Here is a 17124-nt window from a genome sequence, read left to right as displayed (position 1 = left end):
GAGCGGCCCAACGTGTCCGATAGGCGATCGCCTACCGGGCAGGGCCGCCAGGTACGGAGCTGAGAGCTGTGAGGTCGCGCATCCACGCCACTTCCCGCTCGAGCTGACCGGTTTCGGCAAAGAGGCGTACTTGCTGAGCGCCGGACAGCACGGCAGCGAGTTCGCCCCGGTCTGCCGGACCGAATCCGAGCTTCTGCCAGAAGGGTCCCGATCGGCGTGAGAAGAGCCACGCCCGCGTCGCGCCCAAGCGAGCTGCTTCCTCGAGGGCGAATCTCGCGAGACGGGTGCCGGCACCAGCGGCGCGCCGTGTGCTCGAGACTGCGACGCTCCGGATCAAGACGTCTGCACCGTCAGTGCTCGTTTCGTATCCGGTGCTGCCGACGATTTCTCCATCCTGGTCGCGCTCGACCCACACTCGCACGGCGGTCGAGTCGAGCCCAGCGATGGTGAGGTCAGCTTCGCTGAGGAACGCGCGGAGCTCCTGGACATCGTCGTTCGTCATCGGCCAGTAGGTGCTCTCGCACCACGCCGTCCGGTCAAGGACCGTCTACTGAAACAGCGACTGACGAGTACACGAGCATCTGCGATGGCGATGCCGCCGCTCTGCTCATCCTCCTTGCGTCAAACCGGTGATCAGATTGATGGCGACAGCGACCACGAAGGTGCCGAAGAAGTACGAGAGGAGCGCGTGGCCCATGGCGACGCGGCGCGATGGCGTCGATGATTGGGTGATGTTGCTCGCGCTGTACGCCATCCCGATCGAAAACGCCGTGTAGGCGAAGTCGCTGTAGGCCGGGGCCTCGTCCTGGTCGAAGTCGAAGCGGTGCCGGTCGTCGAGGTAGTACATCCTCGCGTACTTGAATGCGTACACCGTGTTGATGAGCGCCCAGGCGGCCACCACCCCGATGACAGCAAGGATCGCCGCCGCCGATCCGACGGGATCCTTCTGCTGGCTGCGGACGAGCGCCAAGACCACCAGGACCAGGCTGAGGAACGTGGCGGTGATGATGAGCGCGTCGACCAGCTTCCGGGACTCGTCCTCGTGACGGGCGAGGGAGCGGGTGTGTTCGGGATCGGCGGGCCACGCTCTGGACCACACCCACACGAGGAACACCGCGGAAGCGATCGTCCACCCCAGGAGCGGTGACAGGTCGGGGACCCCGAGGAGCGCGGCGATCCCTGCGATCACAAGACCGAGGACCGCTGCGACGGCGGCTTTCACTGACAGGTGGGACATGACACTGCCTTCCTGGTCGTTCCTTCGTCGTCCGGCCGCGCTCAGGCGGTCCCGGCTCGTGCGAGCGGCACGTAGAGGCCGGCACGCTCTGCACGCACGGCCGCGAGAGTCCGGGACGGGGCATCGAGCTTGACCAGGATGTGCTCGAGGTGCGCGGCGATCGTGCGTGGGGCCACCCGGAGCGCTCGGGCGATCTCGAGGTTGGAGCACCCCTCGATCACGTGCCCCAGCACCTCGAGCTCCCGCGGGGTCAGACCCCTGAGCCGTGGCGCCGGCGAGAGGACGACGACCCCGCACGCCACGGTGTCGAGGTCGCGTCCACACGGCAGCACCGTCACCCGCAGGTAGCCGTCCGGTGACTGTCGACTCCCGCGTGGCCACAGGAAGGAGGCGGGGTTCGACCATTCGCTGACGGCGTCCCTGGCGGCGGCGATCAGCGCTGATCCCGCGGTGAGGAGTTCATCATCGGCCAGGCCCGGAAGACCGACGACGCCCTGATCGGGTAGCAGGACGACTCCGGCTCGGGCTCCGCCGATCAACGACGTCGCAGCTTCGAGCGCTCGGATCGGGTCGATGCCTGCGGCGAGCCTCGGCAGGACTCGTGCGAATTGCCGGCGAACGGCCTGCGACGGCGGGTCGGTGCTCTGGAACAGCACCGTGACGAAGCCCACGTGTCGTCCTCCGTCCTCGAACAACGCGGCGGACGGCATGTCCGACAGGCTGGTGGGCGGCTGTGCCCGATCGGCGCCGGTCAGCTCGATGTCCCGGGCCATCTGGGGCCCGCTCAGGTAGCGGACGCTCGACGCTTCGAGGTCGGTGCTCGCGATCGACGTGTACCCGGCGCCACCCGGCTCGGCCAGGGCCATCCACGCGCCGTCGAAGGGGATCTGGTTCCGGAGTTCGTCGAGCATCGCCTGTGCGCGCTCGTGGACGGGGCCCGGACGCGTCGCGATCGCAGCGAGCTGGAGAGCGCCAGTTCGTGTCACGGGAGTCGACCTCCTCCGGACGACCGGTACCGGGTGTGGAGGAGCTGTCCGGTGACCGTCACCGCAAGGGCTACCACCGTGGTGCTGTCCACCGGCACAGTCGACCGCGAGCCGGGATGGGCATGTCTGCCGATGGTGTCTCGTCGCCGGACGACGTGACATGGACGTGTCGCGTGGCCGATCGGCCCGCGTCCCGCTCGAAGACGAGTCGCCCACAGGAGGACACAATGAGAGCAGTCGTGTACGAGGGGCCGCACAAGGTCACGGTGAAGGACGTTCCCGATGCGCGGATCGAGCGTGCCACCGACGTCCTGGTGCGTGTCACCACGACGAACATCTGCGGGTCCGACCTCCACATGTACGAGGGGCGCACCAGCTTCGAGACCGGACGGTGGTTCGGGCACGAGAACATGGGTGAGGTGGTCGAGGTCGGCGACGGCGTCGACAAGGTCGCGGTGGGGGATCACGTGGTCCTGCCGTTCAACGTCGCCTGCGGGCACTGCAAGAACTGTGAACGGGGACTGACCAACTACTGCCTCACCGCCCAGCCCGTGCCGGAGTGGGCGGGCGCTGCCTACGGGTTCGCCGACATGGGGCCGTGGGCAGGCGGCCAGGCCGAGCTGCTGCGGGTGCCGTGGGGCGACTTCAACTGCCTCCGGCTGGGAGAGGATGCGGAGGAGAAGTCCGCCGACTACGTGATGCTCGCCGACATCTTCCCGACCGGCTATCACGCGACGGAGATGGCGGGGGTGAAGCCCGGAGACCAGACCGTCATCTACGGTGCCGGCCCCGTCGGCCTGATGGCCGCGCTGTCGGCCACCATCAAGGGTGCGAGCAAGGTCATGGTCGTCGATCGGCACCCGGACCGCCTCCGGTTGGCGGAGTCCATCGGTGCGATCGCGATCGACGACTCGAAGGTCGATCCCGTGCAGGCCGTGCTCGAGCAGACGATGGGACTCGGTGCCGACAACGGCTGCGAGTGCGTCGGCTACCAGGCACACGACCCCAGCGGCCAGGAGCAGCCGAACCTCACGCTCAACCGCTTGGTCCAGTCCGTCCGGTTCACCGGGAGGATCGGCACCGTCGGCGTGTTCGTCCCGCAGGACCCCGGCGGCCGCGACGAGCTGGCGAAGCAAGGGCAGATCGCCTTCGACATCGGTCTGCACTGGTTCAAGGGGCAGACCATGGGCACCGGTCAGGCACCCGTCAAGAAGTACAACCGTCAGCTCCGCGACCTGATCGCGGCGGGCAAGGCGACGCCGTCCTTCATCGTCAGTCACGAGCTGCCGCTCGACGACGCTCCCGACGCATACCAACACTTCGACAACCGGGACGATGGGTGGACCAAGGTCGTCCTCAAGCCCGGAAAGGCGGCCTGACCATGGCGGACAAGGCGGACAAGGCGGCAGTGGCGGTTGGGCTCGGCGCGGCAGGAGTCGCAGCCGGACTCGTCGCGCGGTCCCTCGTGAAGAAAGACCGCGGATCGGACGGCGACGCTGCGCACCCGGAAGGGTGGAAGGCCGTCACCGTCCTCGGTGACGCGGAGGAATTCCGGAGTGGCGGCGAGTACCCCGAACCGTTGCAGCGTCTGGCGGCCTCGCTCGAGATCCGGATCGATCCGGCCCCCGGGGACGAGGGCTTCGAGGTCCACGCCCGGATCCGTCAGGGGGTCGACGTCGACGGGGACGGCGACCCGAACGCGGCGTTGCGTGCTGCGCTGCGCGATGCCAAGCAGGTCTTCGAGACCGGCGAGGTCCTGCGCGCGACGCCGAGGCCGCACGGGAAGCGTCCGCACACCCTCCTGGGTGGCGCGGTCGACGAGGCAGAAGACGATGCGAAGGGCGAGGGTGTGCTGTGAAGGCGCTGTGCTGGACCGGAGTCAACGAGCTCGTGGTGGAGAAGGTGGATGATCCGGAGATCCTCAATGCCCAGGACATCATCGTCAAGGTGACGCTGAGCACGACCTGCGGGTCGGACCTCCACCTGCTCGGCGGGTACGTCCCGACCATGCGTGCCGGCGACGTACTCGGACACGAGTTCATCGGCGAGGTCGTCGAGGTCGGATCGGCAGTGGCCGAGCACGCGGTAGGCGACCGAGTGGTGGTCTGCTCGTTCATCAGCTGCGGGAAGTGCTGGTACTGCAAGAACGAGCTGTACTCACTCTGTGACAACGGCAACCCGAACGCGGGGATCCCGGAGATGCTCTGGGGTCAGGCGCCCGGCGGCTGCTACGGATATTCGCACGCGCTGGGCGGGTGGGCCGGCAGTCACGCCGAGTACATCCGCGTGCCGTACGCCGACCAGGGCGCCTTCCACGTCCCGGACGGGGTCAGTGACGAGCGGGCGCTGTTCGCTTCCGATGCTGCCCCGACCGGGTGGATGGGAGCGGACCTCGGAGGCGTCGGCCCGGGCGACGTCGTAGCAATCTGGGGTGCCGGCGGCGTCGGACAGATGGCGGCACGCGCCTCGCTGCTGCTGGGCGCGGAGCGTGTGATCGTGATCGACCGCTTCCAGGAGCGACTGACGCAGGTCGAGCAAGTCATCGGCGCGGAGACCATGAACTACGAGACCAGCGAGGTGACGGCCGAGCTCCGCGAACTCACGGGCGGACGCGGCCCCGACGTCTGCATCGAGGCGGTCGGGATGGAGGCACACCGGGACGGCCCCGACTTCGCCCTCGACCAGGTGAAGCAGCAGTTGCGGCTGCAGACCGACCGGCCCACCGCCGTCCGGGAGGCCGTGTTCGCTGCGCGGAAGGGCGGCAGCCTCTTCGTGCTGGGCGTGTTCGGGGGCTTCGTCGACAAGTTCCCCCTCGGGGCGGTGATGAACAAGGGGCTCACGATCCGGTCCGCGCAGCAGCACGGACAGCGGTACATCCCGATGCTCCTCGAACGGATGGCACGCGACGAGCTCGTCACCGAGCACCTCGCGACGCACGTCATGCCGCTCGACGACGGACCCGCCGGCTACGCCATGTTCAAGGAGAAGACCGACGGGTGCGTGCGGGCGGTCTTCCGACCCTGACCCTCGCGGGAGCCGCTCCCCCTCCGCCCTCACAGCCCGAGGAGGAGCGGTTCCTTCGAGCGGGAGCTTCACCGCGTCCCGTGAGGGGATGGCTGACCGAACACCTCACTTCGGAGCCGGACCGACCTTCACCTCCATCTCCGACCACTCGGCGTCGGGGTCGTCTACAGGCGCGCGCCTGTGCAAGCGTCCGCTTCTCACAGGCGCTCCCACGGCACGTCTTGGTACAGACGCTCGAGCTTTGCAATGAGACGGGGCGCAGAGGGCAGCCGGTGTCGTCCGATGCGGGCCACGGGTGTGATGCCGACGGAATTCGCCGTGAAGGCACCGTCGAGGTGAGCGGCGGATTCGAGTGTGATCGGCCCACCTTGAGCAGGTGTGTGCGCTTGGTCGAGTCCTTCGTCCAACAGCTGCCACGTGATGCCGTGCAGCGAGGGGCCGTCGGGCCATACGACAGTCTCGTCGTCGAAGAAGCCGATGTTTGCGATGGTCGTCTCCGAGAGACGATCGTCGGGTCCGACGAGCAGTGCGTCGTGGTAGCCCTCGCGCTCGGCTTGCTCCCCGTAGCGGATCTGTGCAAACGATCCGACGTGCTTGAGGTGCGCGAAGGGACGAACGTGGCGCACGGGTAGGAGGGCTTGCGGTCTGGTGGTAGGTGCGACCGGTGGTCGGACCACGGTCATCACCCGCGGTACGCCGGGTTCCTGCTCGTAGAGGGTGACTCGCAAGTACGCATCGGCATGGTCCCGGACCGCAATGTGCATCCGCTCGCGGACGAGGCCCACGTCGAGCGCAGATCCGAAGAGTTCTAGGTGCGCGCTGGCGAGCCTCCTGAGGTGACGCTGGAGCCCTCTCGTCGCACCTTTTCGCACCTGCATTGCGGTGAAGTGCCCGTAGTTCACGAGTGCGGGATGCGCGAGCTGTTCGGGCGACGGGACGGCGCCGTCGACGAGGACCACAGGAGACGACACAGACATGCCACCACGCTACGGCCCGCCCGACGTCGAACCCTGATTCCGGAGCGTGAAGCATGGCGAAGTCCATGTCCGGTAGCCGATCCTTCACTGAGACGTCGGCAGCGGATGCTACCCGTCGGAGAGCCCGCCGCCGTCAAACTGCGTGCGCCGGCCGAGGCCTTCGTAGATGAAGTCGTCGGTATCGTCATCAATCGCCGATGAGACGTTGACCTCGTGCCCTCATGACGGTCCGCGGCGACGGCGAACGGGCGGTCACGATTTGCACGTGGTGTCTGACTGGTGCGCTGTGGTGCTTCGCGCCGTGAGCTCTCTCGCCAAGGCGACCTGCAATCGACCCAGCTTCGGCCCTGGTGAGGCGCAACGCGCCACCTAATACAGGCCCCTCACAACGGCCCTCAGTCGCCCAACTTCCATCGGATCGGTCCCGGTGAGGAGATGGTCACGCAGCAGCGTCATATCGTCGGCCCGCTCCAACACTGACATCTTCTCGCCATCCTCTTTGATGGCGCGAATTGAGCCGCTCCAAATCCTCCAGGTCGGGTTAGTCAGAAACCCGTTCTTCCGCAGGTCAAGTTCATCTTCGCAAAGCCGCAGTTCGTCGTAGATGTCTTTCAAAGTTGGTCGCTTGACAAGTCGGCCGTCTTCAACCTCAACTTCGATCCGGTCCTGGATAGCCCAGTAGCGCTCCACGTACCACTGCTCGGCATCGCGGAGGCGTTGCTTCCTCGCTTGGAGGAGAGGGAAGACGGCGAGCAAGATTCCGACTCCGCCGATCGCGGTCGCAGCGTTAGCGAGGTTCGGCAGCCACTGCACGACGATGGCGTTCCAGATGTTCACGCGCTCAGCTTACGAACGCGGCGGGGGACGTCAGTGCTGTCAGGTATCGGAGTGCCGAACCTCTCGCCGGTGCTCGGGCGGCGAGCGTTCGGACGGGGCAACGACAATGAACTCTGCCGTATGCAACTGAGCGAAGCGACTTGGATGCGGCCGGCTGTTTGCTCCAAACCCGCGCTTAACCACTTCCCGTGGCGAGATCATCGCTTGCCTTCCGCCGGACACCGCATGGGGAATTTGAGGTCATGATCCTCAGGGTTCGCCGGGGTAACCGTCCCCGCCCGACCCGGTGCTGTCGGAGTTGGAGCAGTCCCTCTTGAGTTCCATCCGCGCGGCGGCGGAGAAGACCTTACCGTGAGCTCGAACCTGTCCGTTAGCCGGTCCCCATGCGGACGCACCAGCCCACAACCTTCCATCAGAGGCGTGCTCGTCTCACATAGCTCGTCCGCATCGCTTCTCGATGAGGGGCCTCTATACGAACACGCAGCCGCCAACGCACAACGCCCCGCCAGCCGAAGCCAGCGGGGCGCTCCTCAGTGTGAAAGTGACCTAGAAGTCCCAGTCCTCGTCCTCAGTGTTCACTGCCTTGCCGATCACGTACGACGACCCCGACCCCGAGAAGAAGTCGTGGTTCTCGTCAGCGTTCGGCGACAGGGCGGAGAGGATCGCCGGGTTCACGTCCGTGATGTTCTTCGGGAACATCGGCTCGTAGCCCAGGTTCATCAGCGCCTTGTTGGCGTTGTAGTGCAGGAACTTCTTGACGTCCTCGGTCAGACCGACCTCGTCGTAGAGGTCCTGCGTGTACTGCACCTCGTTCTCGTACAGCTCGAACAGCAGCGAGAACGTGTAGTCCTTCAGCTCGTCGCGCTCAGCCTGGCCCAGCTGCTCGAGCCCCTTCTGGTACTTGTACCCGATGTAGTACCCGTGGACGGCTTCGTCGCGGATGATCAGGCGGATGAGGTCGGCGGTGTTCGTGAGCTTCGCCCGCGATGACCAGTGCATCGGCAGGTAGAAGCCGGAGTAGAACAGGAATGACTCGAGCAGCGTCGAAGCGACCTTGCGCTTCAGCGGCTGGTCGCCCTGGTAGTAGTCCATGACGATCTGGGCCTTCTTCTGCAGGTTCGGGTTCTCCTCGGACCAGCGGAAGGCTTCATCGATCTCGGGCGTCGACGCGAGGGTCGAGAAGATCGACGAGTAGCTCTTGGCGTGCACCGACTCCATGAACGCGATGTTCGTGTAGACGGCTTCTTCGTGCGGGGTGATCGCATCGGGGATGAGCGACACGGCGCCGACGGTGCCCTGGATGGTGTCCAGGAGCGTCAGGCCGGTGAAGACGCGCATGGTCAGCTTCTGCTCGGCCGGCGTGAGCGTGTTCCACGACTGCACGTCGTTCGACAGCGGCACCTTCTCGGGCAGCCAGAAGTTGTTGACGAGGCGGTTCCAGACCTCGACGTCCTTGTCGTCCTGGATGCGGTTCCAGTTGATGGCCTGGACCGAATCGATGAGCTTCAGCTTCTCGACCAACGCACGTTCCTTTGTAGAGATGGTGACTAAGTGACGGCCTGGAGGCGCGGTGCGGGCTGGCACCGCGCCTCCAGGCCAAGGATGATTGCGCAAGCAATCAGAGCGGAAGGCTCACAGCATGCAGCTGACGCAGCCCTCGACCTCGGTGCCCTCGAGCGCGAGCTGGCGCAGACGGATGTAGTAGATCGTCTTGATGCCCTTGCGCCATGCGTAGATCTGCGCCTTGTTGATGTCGCGCGTGGTCGCGGTGTCCTTGAAGAACAGCGTGAGCGACAGGCCCTGGTCCACGTGCTGCGTCGCCGCGGCGTACGTGTCGATGATCTTCTCCGGGCCGATCTCGTACGCGTCCTGGTAGTAGTCCAGGTTGTCGTTCGTCATGAACGGCGCCGGGTAGTAGACGCGACCGAGCTTGCCTTCCTTGCGGATCTCGATCTTCGACGCGATCGGGTGGATCGACGACGTGGAGTGGTTGATGTACGAGATCGAACCGGTCGGCGGGACGGCCTGCAGGTTCTGGTTGTAGATGCCGTGCTCCTGGACGGAGGCCTTCAGCGCGGCCCAGTCCTCCTGCGTCGGGATCGCGATGTTCGCCTTGGCGAAGAGCTCCTCCACGTGCGAAGTCGCGGGTGCCCAGACGGCGTCTGTGTACTTGTCGAAGAACTCGCCCGACGCGTACTTCGAGTCGCGGAAGCCGTCGAAGGTCTCGCCGGTCTCGATCGCGATCTTGTTCGACGCGCGCAGGGCGTGGAACAGCACCGTGTAGAAGTAGATGTTCGTGAAGTCGATGCCCTCTTCGGAGCCGTAGTAGACGCGCTCACGAGCGAGGTAGCCGTGCAGGTTCATCTGGCCGAGGCCGATGGCGTGCGACTTGTCGTTGCCGTCCTCGACGGAGCGGACCGACGAGATGTGCGACATCTGCGACACCGAGGTGAGGCCGCGGATGGCGGTCTCGATGGTGCGACCGAAGTCCGGCGAGTCCATCGTCAGCGCGATGTTCAGCGAGCCGAGGTTGCAGGAGATGTCCTTGCCGATCTCCTTGTAGGAGAGGTCCTCGTTGAACGTGGTCGGCGTGTTGACCTGCAGGATCTCCGAGCACAGGTTGGACATGTTGATCCGACCCTTGATCGGGTTGGCCTTGTTCACCGTGTCCTCGAACACGATGTACGGGTAACCCGACTCGAACTGGATCTCGGCGATCGTCGTGAAGAAGTCACGCGCCTTGATCTTCGTCTTCTTGATGCGCGGGTCGTCGACCATCGCGCGGTAGTTCTCGGAGATCGGGACGTCACCGAAGGGGACGCCGTAGACCTTTTCGACGTCGTACGGCGAGAACAGGTACATGTCCTCGTTGTTCTTCGCGAGCTCGAACGTGATGTCCGGCACGACGACGCCGAGCGACAGCGTCTTGATGCGGATCTTCTCGTCGGCGTTCTCACGCTTGGTGTCGAGGAACCGCATGATGTCCGGGTGGTGCGCCGACAGGTAGACGGCACCGGCACCCTGACGCGCACCGAGCTGGTTCGCGTAGGAGAAGGAGTCTTCCAGCAGCTTCATCACGGGGATGATGCCGGAGGACTGGTTCTCGATCTGCTTGATCGGGGCGCCGGCCTCGCGGATGTTGGAGAGGAGCAGGGCCACGCCGCCGCCGCGCTTCGAGAGCTGCAGCGAGGAGTTGATGCCGCGCGAGATCGACTCCATGTTGTCCTCGATGCGGAGGAGGAAGCAGGAGACGAGCTCGCCGCGCTGGGCCTTCGCGGTGTTGAGGAACGTCGGGGTCGCGGGCTGGAAACGGCCGGCGACGATCTCCTCGACGAGGTCGATCGCGAGCTGCTCGTTGCCCTGCGCGAGGCCGAGGGCGGTCATCACGACGCGGTCCTCGAAGCGCTCGAGGTAGCGCTTGCCGTCGAACGTCTTGAGCGTGTAGCTCGTGTAGTACTTGAACGCGCCGAGGAACGTCTGGAACCGGAACTTCTTCGAGTACGCCAGGTCGTTGAGCTTCTGGATGAACTCGAGCGAGTACATGTCGATCGTCTCGCGCTCGTAGTACTCGTTCTCGACCAGGTAGTCGAGCCGCTCCTTCAGGTTGTGGAAGAAGACGGTGTTCTGGTTGACGTGCTGCAGGAAGAACTGCTTGGCGGCCTCACGATCCTTGTCGAACTGGATGTTCCCGTCCGCGTCGTAGAGGTTGAGCATCGCGTTGAGGGAGTGGTAGTCCATCCCCGTCTGCGGCGACGTCAGATCGACGTCTGCAACTGCTGCGTCCAAAATGCATCCAATCCTGAGTTGACCGCCGACACGTCGTCAGGGGTCCCGAAGAGTTCGAATCTGTAGAGAACGGGGACGTTGCACTTCTGTGCGATGACGTCCCCCGCGAGGCCGTAGGCCTCACCGAAGTTCGTGTTGCCGCCGACGACCACACCGCGGATGAGCGAGCGGTTGTGCGCGTCGTTGAGGAACTTGATGACCTGCTTGGGGACCGCGCCCTCGCCGTTGCCGCCGCCGTAGGTGGGCAGGAACAGCACGTAGGGCTCGTCCACGTGGAGGAACGGGTCGCTCGGGTAGAGCGGGATCCGGTCCGCGTCGCGGCCGAGCTTCTCGACGAAGCGCGCGGTGTACCCGGACACGCTGGAGAAGTAGACCAGTCGGCTCATGGTGCCCCTCCGGGTGAGAAGGTGCGGACAGACGGACCGTGGGGTGTCCGGGGTGGTGATCCGAGCCTCCTGAACGAGCTCGGGGCACCACCCGCGGACGTGCGGCGCGTTACGCCAGTTCGGCGCTGAGCGTCGCGATCTTGTCGGGGCGGAAGCCCGACCAGTGGTCGTCGTCGGTGACGACGACGGGGGCCTGCATGTAGCCGAGGCTCTTGACGTGCTCGAGTGCGGCCTCGTCCGTGGAGACGTCGTGCACTTCGTACTCGATGCCCTTGTTGTCGAGGGCCCGGTACGTCGCGGTGCACTGGACGCAGGACGGCTTGGTGTAGACGGTGACGGCCATGTTCTCCCCTGGTTTCTTGCTGGGTGGTACGTGCTGTGGAGGTGGTGCTGATGCTGGTCCGCAGCCGTGGTCCGGGAGGGGCCGCTGCGATGGCTCCACACTACATCTAGTGGCTGGCGGAGTCACCGACCACAAGAGGAAGTGTTACAGCCATGTAGTTCTCCACAAGCTCCTCCACAGTGTGAACAGCTCGGAGAGGCCCGTGATTCCGCCATTCTCCGGCCGACCACCGACACTTCCCCACACCCGTGGACAGGTTCGATCCACATGTGTGGAATCAGCGCGTCGGCGTGTCGCGGATGCCTCGCGAGCGGACCGCCGTCCACACCTCCCCCGGACGGGTGACACCCCCTGCCGTCCGGTCCGTACACTCGTGTCGTGAGCACGTACGGCCCCCTCCTGAAGACCCCTGGCGTGGGTCGTGTCGTCGCCGCGCAGCTCACCGCACGCTTCCCGTTCGGGATGCTGTCGCTGGCCTACCTGCTGCACGTCGAGCACGTCTTCCACTCGTACGGCGCCGCGGGTCTCGTGCTCGCGACCACGAGTGTCGGCCAGGCGCTCGCGGGTCCGCTCACCAGTCGGTGGATGGGTAGCTGGGGCATGCGCCCGGTCCTCGTCCTGACGAGCATCTTCGCGCTCGTGAGCATGGGCGTGATCGCCTTCGTGGTCATGCCGCTCTGGGGGTACGTGGTCGTCGGGTTCATCGGCGGCCTCGCGGTCCCGCCCGTGCAGCCCGCCGTGCGCACCATCTACCCCAAGATGGTGACCTCGTCGCAGCTCACCCCCCTCTTCTCCCTCGACGCGAGCGCGCAGGAGCTCATCTGGGTCGCCGGCCCGGTCATCACCACGTTCGTCGCGACGCAGGTGGGCACCGTGCAGGCGATCGTCCTCGCGATGGTGTTCCTGGTCGTCGGTGGCGCCTGGTTCATCGGCTCCCCCGAGCTCGGCCGGGTCCGCATCCCCCGGTCGAAGCGCGCGTTCGGCGTCGTGCTGAAGCGGCCGTCCGTCGTCGTGGCGACCCTCACCGGACTCCTCCTCATCGGGGCGTGCGCCGCGGTCGAGGCGAGCGTCACGAGCGTCTTCGGCGAGGGCAGCCCGAACGCCGGCATCGTCCTGGCCGTCTTCGCGGTCGGTTCGCTCATCGGCGGTCTGACGCTCGGCCACCGCCCGATCTCGCGGAACACCCTGTGGACGCGCATGTCGATCGTGTTCGTGGGGCTCGCCCTGGCCGTCGGCGGCACGAACTTCTGGTGGCTCTGCCTCGCACTCGTGATCGCGGGTGCGGGCATCGCCCCGGCCCTCGCAGTCATGTTCGGGTCGGTGTCCGCGACGGTGAAGTTCTCCGACACGGCCGAGGCCTACGGCTGGATGGGCACCGGCCAGCTCATCGGTGCCGCGGGCGGCTCGGCGGTCGCGGGCTTCCTCATCGACAGCCACGGAGCCTCCGGCGGCATGATGGTCAGCGCCGTGATGGCCGCCGTCGGGGTGGTCCTGCCCCTCGTCACGAAGCGGTGGCTCCCCGACCTGCGCGGTCGCGACGCGAGCCCCATCCCCGACACCGAGCCGGTGACCATCCCCACCTGACCCCGGTCGTCGAAACACGCGCGTTTCGACATCCCGCGCGTCGATCGACGCGCGTCACGTCGATCTCGTGGCGTGAAACCGGCCTGGAGGCACGGCGCGCGCCCGCAACGATCGGCAGGATGGGTGCATGGTCACCTCAGTCCCCCTCCGCGACGGCGCATCGATCCCCGCGATCGGCTTCGGCGTCTACAAGGTCGACGACGCCGAAGCCGAGACGGCCGTCGGTCTGGCGCTGGACGCCGGCTACCGGCACGTCGACACAGCCGAGATGTACGGCAACGAGACCGGCGTCGGGAAGGCGATCCGTGCCTCCAGGCTGGACCGTGACGACGTCTTCGTGACGACCAAGGTGTGGAACGACCACCAGGGGCGCGACGCGACCCTGCGGGCGTTCGACGGCAGTCTCGAGCGGCTGGGACTCGACGCGGTCGACCTCTACCTCATCCACTGGCCGGCCGCCGCGAACGACCGGTACGTCGAGACCTGGCGGGCTCTCGTCGAGCTGCGCGAGTCCGGCCGGGTGCGCAGCGTCGGCGTCTCGAACTTCCAGGTGCCGCACCTGGAGCGGATCATCGGCGAGACCGGCGAGGTCCCCGCGCTCAACCAGGTCGAGCGGCACCCGTGGCTGCCGCAGCGCGAGCTCATGGCGTTCCACGAACAGCACGGCATCGTGACGGGTGCGTGGTCGCCGCTCGGACGCGGTCGGCTCATCGAGGAACCGGTGCTCACTGGCATCGCGGACGCCCACGGGGTGAGCGTGGCGCAGGTCCTCGTGCGGTGGAACGTCCAGCAGGGGGTGGTGGTGCTGCCGAAGTCGGTGACGCCGTCGCGCATCCGCTCGAACCTCGACGTCGACGGCTTCGTGCTGAGCGACGATGACCTGGCGGCGATCGCGTCGCTCGAGTCGGGGCGGCGGACGGGGTCGCACCCGGACTCGGTGTCGTGAGGGCGCGCTAGGGCCGGCGGTCCTCCTCCGACTGCCACGGCAGGTGCAGGTCGCCCGGTTCGGGCTCGACGTCGCCGGCGTCGTCGGAGCCTCCCGTCCCGGGAGCAGCGACCACCTTCGACGGATCGATGCCGTCCTGCTCGAGGTCGTCGTCGGTGCGGGCATCGGTCGGTTCGGGACCGGGTTCGTTCGGTGCGAGGTCACTCATGCCGTGCACGGTAGGCGCTGTGTCCCGAGTACCAGTTCGGTCACGACGGCTGTCTTCCCCACACGCCCCCGTTACGATCTCGGCGAGAGGGAACGATGCGAGGAACACGCACCGCGACGACAGCGGTCATCGGCACGGTACTGACGGGGCTGCTGCTCACGGGATGCACGGCGTTCGGCGGGGACGACAGCGTGCCGAAGCCGACCCGGGCGGCCGAGGACGCCACCGGCCAGACGCCGAAGCCGGACTCGACGCCCGGCACGGAGCACGTCGCGTCGAAGCAGATCGTCCCGGCGGGCACCGTCGTCGCCGAGACCGATGCGGTGTCGAAGAGCGGGGACACCAGCATCCACGTCCGGGTGGTCGCCGACGACCACGGCCGGTTCGAGGCGCAGTTCTCGGACTACCGGACGACCGAACCGCAGCCGATGACGGTGGAGTTCCGTCGTGCGGCGAAGTACGGCGACTACTGGGACAACGGCGCCATGGGTCAGGCGACCTGGGGCGGGGACGCTCCCGTCCCGACAAGCGTGACCCTGCGGACGGCTGGGGCGTACCCGGACTGGCTGCGCTACGTCGTGCTCGTTCCTGCTGCGTCCGCATCCGGTGACGACTCCGATCGCCCGTGGGCGGGATCCGTCCTGGCGGTCGGTGCCCTGCGGTGGAAGATCCCCGCCCCGTTCCCGGACCTCCACGTGACCGTGGGCAAGGACCGCCCCGGCGCGTACGGCTACGTGTTCGGCAAGGACGGCAAGGTCCTCTCCGACGGCGGCACTCCGTCGACGTACCAGGTCGCCCACGGTGACGAACAGACCACGGTGGCGGAGCGCTTCGGCATCACGATGGCGGAACTCCGCTGGCTCAACCCCACCATGAAGGTGCGGGACAACGGCTGGATCTACGAGGACACCATCCTCAACCTCGACCCCGCCACGCGCTGAGCACTGCGGGGTCGGTGCGGTCCGTTACGGTTGACCAGCACTCGCCACACGCAGGAGGTCCCACCGTGACGATCGTCGCCGCAGCAGACGGCTCAGCCCTCGGCAACCCCGGCCCCGCAGGCTGGGCCTGGTACGTCGACGACGACCGCTGGGCCGCGGGTGGATGGCCCCGAGGGACGAACAACCAGGGCGAACTCACCGCCGTGCTCCAGCTGCTCCGCGCCACGAAGGACACCGGGGAGCCGTTGCACATCCTCTGCGACAGCCAGTACGCGATCAAGGCGTGCACCGAGTGGCTGGCCGGGTGGAAGCGGAAGGGCTGGCGGAAGGCCGACGGCAAGCCCGTCCTGAACGTCGAGATCATCCAGGAGCTCGACGCCGAGCTGCAGGGCCGCGCGGTCACGTTCGAGTGGGTCCGCGGTCACATGGGGCACGAGATGAACGAGGCGGCCGACGTCCGCGCCCGGGGTGCCGCGACCGCCTACCAGAACCGTACCGAGGTGCCGACCGGGCCCGGGTGGCCCGGCACCGACGTCGCCCCCGCGCCGGAGCCGGTGCAGGTCGAGCCGCCCGCCACCCTCTTCTGACCTCTGCGGACCGCTGTCGACGTCGTCAGCGGTTGCATTGTCGAGACTGCCAAGCGGAGTGTAATATTCTGCATCTTGAGTGCCAAACGGTATTCATCAGCAGAAAGTGTCCTCCCAGAATGATGCACCCCTCGAAGAAGCACGTCGCCCTCACCGTCACTGGTGCCACGGGGCTCGTGATCGCCTCCCTCATCACCGGCCCGGCGATGGCCAACGCCGCCACCCCAGCCGACGCCGTCGCCAGCGCCACCACGTCGACCGAGCGTCCGAAGCTCGTGGTCGACGCCGTCGGCAACGGTTCCGTCACGGTCACGGTCACGGGGACGCCCCGCACCCTGGTCCGCTTCCAGGACGACACCGGCCGCACCACCAGCACGATGATCCGCCCCGACGGTTCGAACACCGTCACCATCCGCGTCGACGCCGACCGAGTCACCGACTTCCAGGTGACCGCAGTGTCGAACGGCGAGCCGACGACGTTCGACTGGTCAGTCGACGGACGCGGCGGCGTCGCCGACCCCGGAACCCCTGGCGACCCGGAGGTCCCGGTCACGCCGGGGGACGGCCCGTCGGTCGACCTGGTCCGGTACGCGGGCGACTGGGCGACGATCAGCGTCTCGGGCAAGCCGGGGCAGGCGTACGGCGTGACCGATTCTGCCGGACGATGGGTCGGCAGCGGCGTGCTCGGCAACTCGCCGAAGAACGTCTCCGTCCAGGCCACCGACGGCACCAAGACCGAGTACACCGTCTCCGTCAGTGAACAGAACACGGTCGTCGGGACCACGAAGATCACCCTCGACCGCACCGGCGACACCACGCCGGTCACCCCGGAGCCCGAGATCCCGGTCACGCCGGTCACCCCGGAGCCCGAGGTCCCGGTCACGCCGGTCACCCCGGAGCCCGAGGTCCCGGCGACGCCCGATCCGGGTACCGACCCCGAGGCTCCCGCCGACCCGGAGACCCCGTTCATCGGTGACGTCTCGGTCGGGGCGGTCTCCAACGGCCGGGTCGCGGTCACCGTCAGCGGTCCGATCGGCGCACAGTGGATGATCACCGGTGAAGGCGACTCCTACGTCACCGGCGGCTTCGTCGAAGGCCACAGCACCACCCGGACCATCGTGGTCGGCTCCGGCTCGGTGAAGACGTTCACGCTCCACATGCAGGGCGGCACGAAGACCTTCACGGTCGACGCTCGGTAGTACCAGCACGACACGACGCCCCGGACCGGATGGTCTGGGGCGTCGCCTCGTCTCGGTTGCAGTGGCCCAACAGGTCAGTACGT

At 66.9% G+C, this 17124-nt stretch carries 18 protein-coding genes; 8 read left to right on the top strand and 10 right to left on the bottom strand.

Annotated elements, in window-relative coordinates; translation table 11 throughout:
- Positions 1–31: 31 nt before the first annotated feature.
- From FS532_RS04820 to FS532_RS04810, 3 genes are all read right to left on the bottom strand, one after another.
- On the bottom strand, positions 32–502 hold the full coding sequence (locus FS532_RS04820) for a GNAT family N-acetyltransferase (RefSeq protein ID WP_144750949.1): 471 nt from the start codon (positions 500–502) through the stop codon (positions 32–34).
- A 105-nt stretch (positions 503–607) separates the two neighbouring features.
- Positions 608–1237, bottom strand: a complete 630-nt coding sequence (locus tag FS532_RS04815; protein WP_144750948.1) for a DUF1345 domain-containing protein — start codon at positions 1235–1237, stop codon at positions 608–610.
- Between the two features lie 41 nt (positions 1238–1278).
- The gene (locus FS532_RS04810) at positions 1279–2223 is read right to left on the bottom strand and encodes a helix-turn-helix transcriptional regulator (protein ID WP_144750946.1); all 945 of its coding nucleotides are present in this window, start codon (positions 2221–2223) and stop codon (positions 1279–1281) included.
- A gap of 227 nt (positions 2224–2450) precedes the next feature.
- Here FS532_RS04810 and FS532_RS04805 point away from each other — a divergent pair, with 227 nt between their 5' ends.
- From FS532_RS04805 to FS532_RS04795, 3 genes are read left to right on the top strand one after another with little or no spacing between them, the layout of a single operon-like run.
- Entirely contained in the window at positions 2451–3602 is a 1152-nt protein-coding gene (locus FS532_RS04805; protein ID WP_144750944.1) for a glutathione-independent formaldehyde dehydrogenase, read from the top strand.
- A 2-nt stretch (positions 3603–3604) separates the two neighbouring features.
- On the top strand, positions 3605–4081 hold the full coding sequence (locus FS532_RS04800) for a hypothetical protein (RefSeq protein WP_144750943.1): 477 nt from the start codon (positions 3605–3607) through the stop codon (positions 4079–4081).
- Positions 4078–5247, top strand: coding sequence for a zinc-dependent alcohol dehydrogenase (locus tag FS532_RS04795; protein WP_144750941.1), 1170 nt, complete (start codon positions 4078–4080; stop codon positions 5245–5247). The genes FS532_RS04800 and FS532_RS04795 overlap by 4 nt, the downstream gene beginning before the upstream one ends.
- Positions 5248–5444: 197 nt before the next feature.
- Here the strand turns inward: FS532_RS04795 and FS532_RS04790 are convergent, their stop codons facing one another.
- From FS532_RS04790 to nrdH, 6 genes are all read right to left on the bottom strand, one after another.
- Entirely contained in the window at positions 5445–6224 is a 780-nt protein-coding gene (locus FS532_RS04790; RefSeq protein WP_144750939.1) for an aminotransferase class IV, read from the bottom strand.
- Between the two features lie 369 nt (positions 6225–6593).
- The gene (locus FS532_RS04785) at positions 6594–7061 is read right to left on the bottom strand and encodes a hypothetical protein (protein WP_144750937.1); all 468 of its coding nucleotides are present in this window, start codon (positions 7059–7061) and stop codon (positions 6594–6596) included.
- 546 nt (positions 7062–7607) lie between these two features.
- Positions 7608–8582, bottom strand: a complete 975-nt coding sequence (nrdF, locus tag FS532_RS04780; protein WP_079237121.1) for a class 1b ribonucleoside-diphosphate reductase subunit beta — start codon at positions 8580–8582, stop codon at positions 7608–7610.
- 111 nt (positions 8583–8693) lie between these two features.
- Positions 8694–10799, bottom strand: coding sequence for a class 1b ribonucleoside-diphosphate reductase subunit alpha (gene nrdE, locus FS532_RS04775; protein WP_144750935.1), 2106 nt, complete (start codon positions 10797–10799; stop codon positions 8694–8696).
- Positions 10800–10816: 17 nt separating this feature from the next.
- Positions 10817–11233, bottom strand: a complete 417-nt coding sequence (gene nrdI / locus FS532_RS04770) for a class Ib ribonucleoside-diphosphate reductase assembly flavoprotein NrdI (RefSeq protein ID WP_144750933.1) — start codon at positions 11231–11233, stop codon at positions 10817–10819.
- A gap of 109 nt (positions 11234–11342) precedes the next feature.
- Positions 11343–11576 (bottom strand): glutaredoxin-like protein NrdH, encoded by a 234-nt coding sequence (gene nrdH / locus FS532_RS04765; RefSeq protein ID WP_017886897.1) that lies wholly within the window; start codon positions 11574–11576, stop codon positions 11343–11345.
- A gap of 378 nt (positions 11577–11954) precedes the next feature.
- On the opposite strand from nrdH, the gene FS532_RS04760 reads away from it, so the two are divergent.
- The gene (locus FS532_RS04760) at positions 11955–13160 is read left to right on the top strand and encodes an MFS transporter (protein WP_144750931.1); all 1206 of its coding nucleotides are present in this window, start codon (positions 11955–11957) and stop codon (positions 13158–13160) included.
- Positions 13161–13287: 127 nt separating this feature from the next.
- Positions 13288–14106 carry an aldo/keto reductase gene (locus FS532_RS04755; RefSeq protein ID WP_144750929.1) on the top strand — a complete coding sequence of 273 codons (819 nt, stop codon included), beginning with the start codon at positions 13288–13290 and terminating at the stop codon, positions 14104–14106.
- A 7-nt stretch (positions 14107–14113) separates the two neighbouring features.
- On the opposite strand, the gene FS532_RS04750 is transcribed toward FS532_RS04755, so the two are convergent.
- The gene (locus tag FS532_RS04750; RefSeq protein ID WP_079237127.1) at positions 14114–14314 is read right to left on the bottom strand and encodes a hypothetical protein; all 201 of its coding nucleotides are present in this window, start codon (positions 14312–14314) and stop codon (positions 14114–14116) included.
- A 95-nt stretch (positions 14315–14409) separates the two neighbouring features.
- On the opposite strand from FS532_RS04750, the gene FS532_RS04745 reads away from it, so the two are divergent.
- From FS532_RS04745 to FS532_RS04735, 3 genes are all read left to right on the top strand, one after another.
- Entirely contained in the window at positions 14410–15255 is an 846-nt protein-coding gene (locus FS532_RS04745; protein WP_144750928.1) for a hypothetical protein, read from the top strand.
- A gap of 65 nt (positions 15256–15320) precedes the next feature.
- On the top strand, positions 15321–15842 hold the full coding sequence (locus FS532_RS04740) for a ribonuclease H family protein (RefSeq protein WP_144750926.1): 522 nt from the start codon (positions 15321–15323) through the stop codon (positions 15840–15842).
- 119 nt (positions 15843–15961) lie between these two features.
- Positions 15962–17041, top strand: coding sequence for a hypothetical protein (locus FS532_RS04735; RefSeq protein WP_144750924.1), 1080 nt, complete (start codon positions 15962–15964; stop codon positions 17039–17041).
- The last annotated feature ends 83 nt before the right edge of the window (positions 17042–17124 follow it).

Source organism: Curtobacterium pusillum (assembly GCF_007673235.1).
GTDB lineage: Bacteria > Actinomycetota > Actinomycetes > Actinomycetales > Microbacteriaceae > Curtobacterium > Curtobacterium pusillum_C.
Note: the sequence above shows the minus strand (reverse complement) of the source record. Positions and strands in the feature narration are given on the sequence as shown.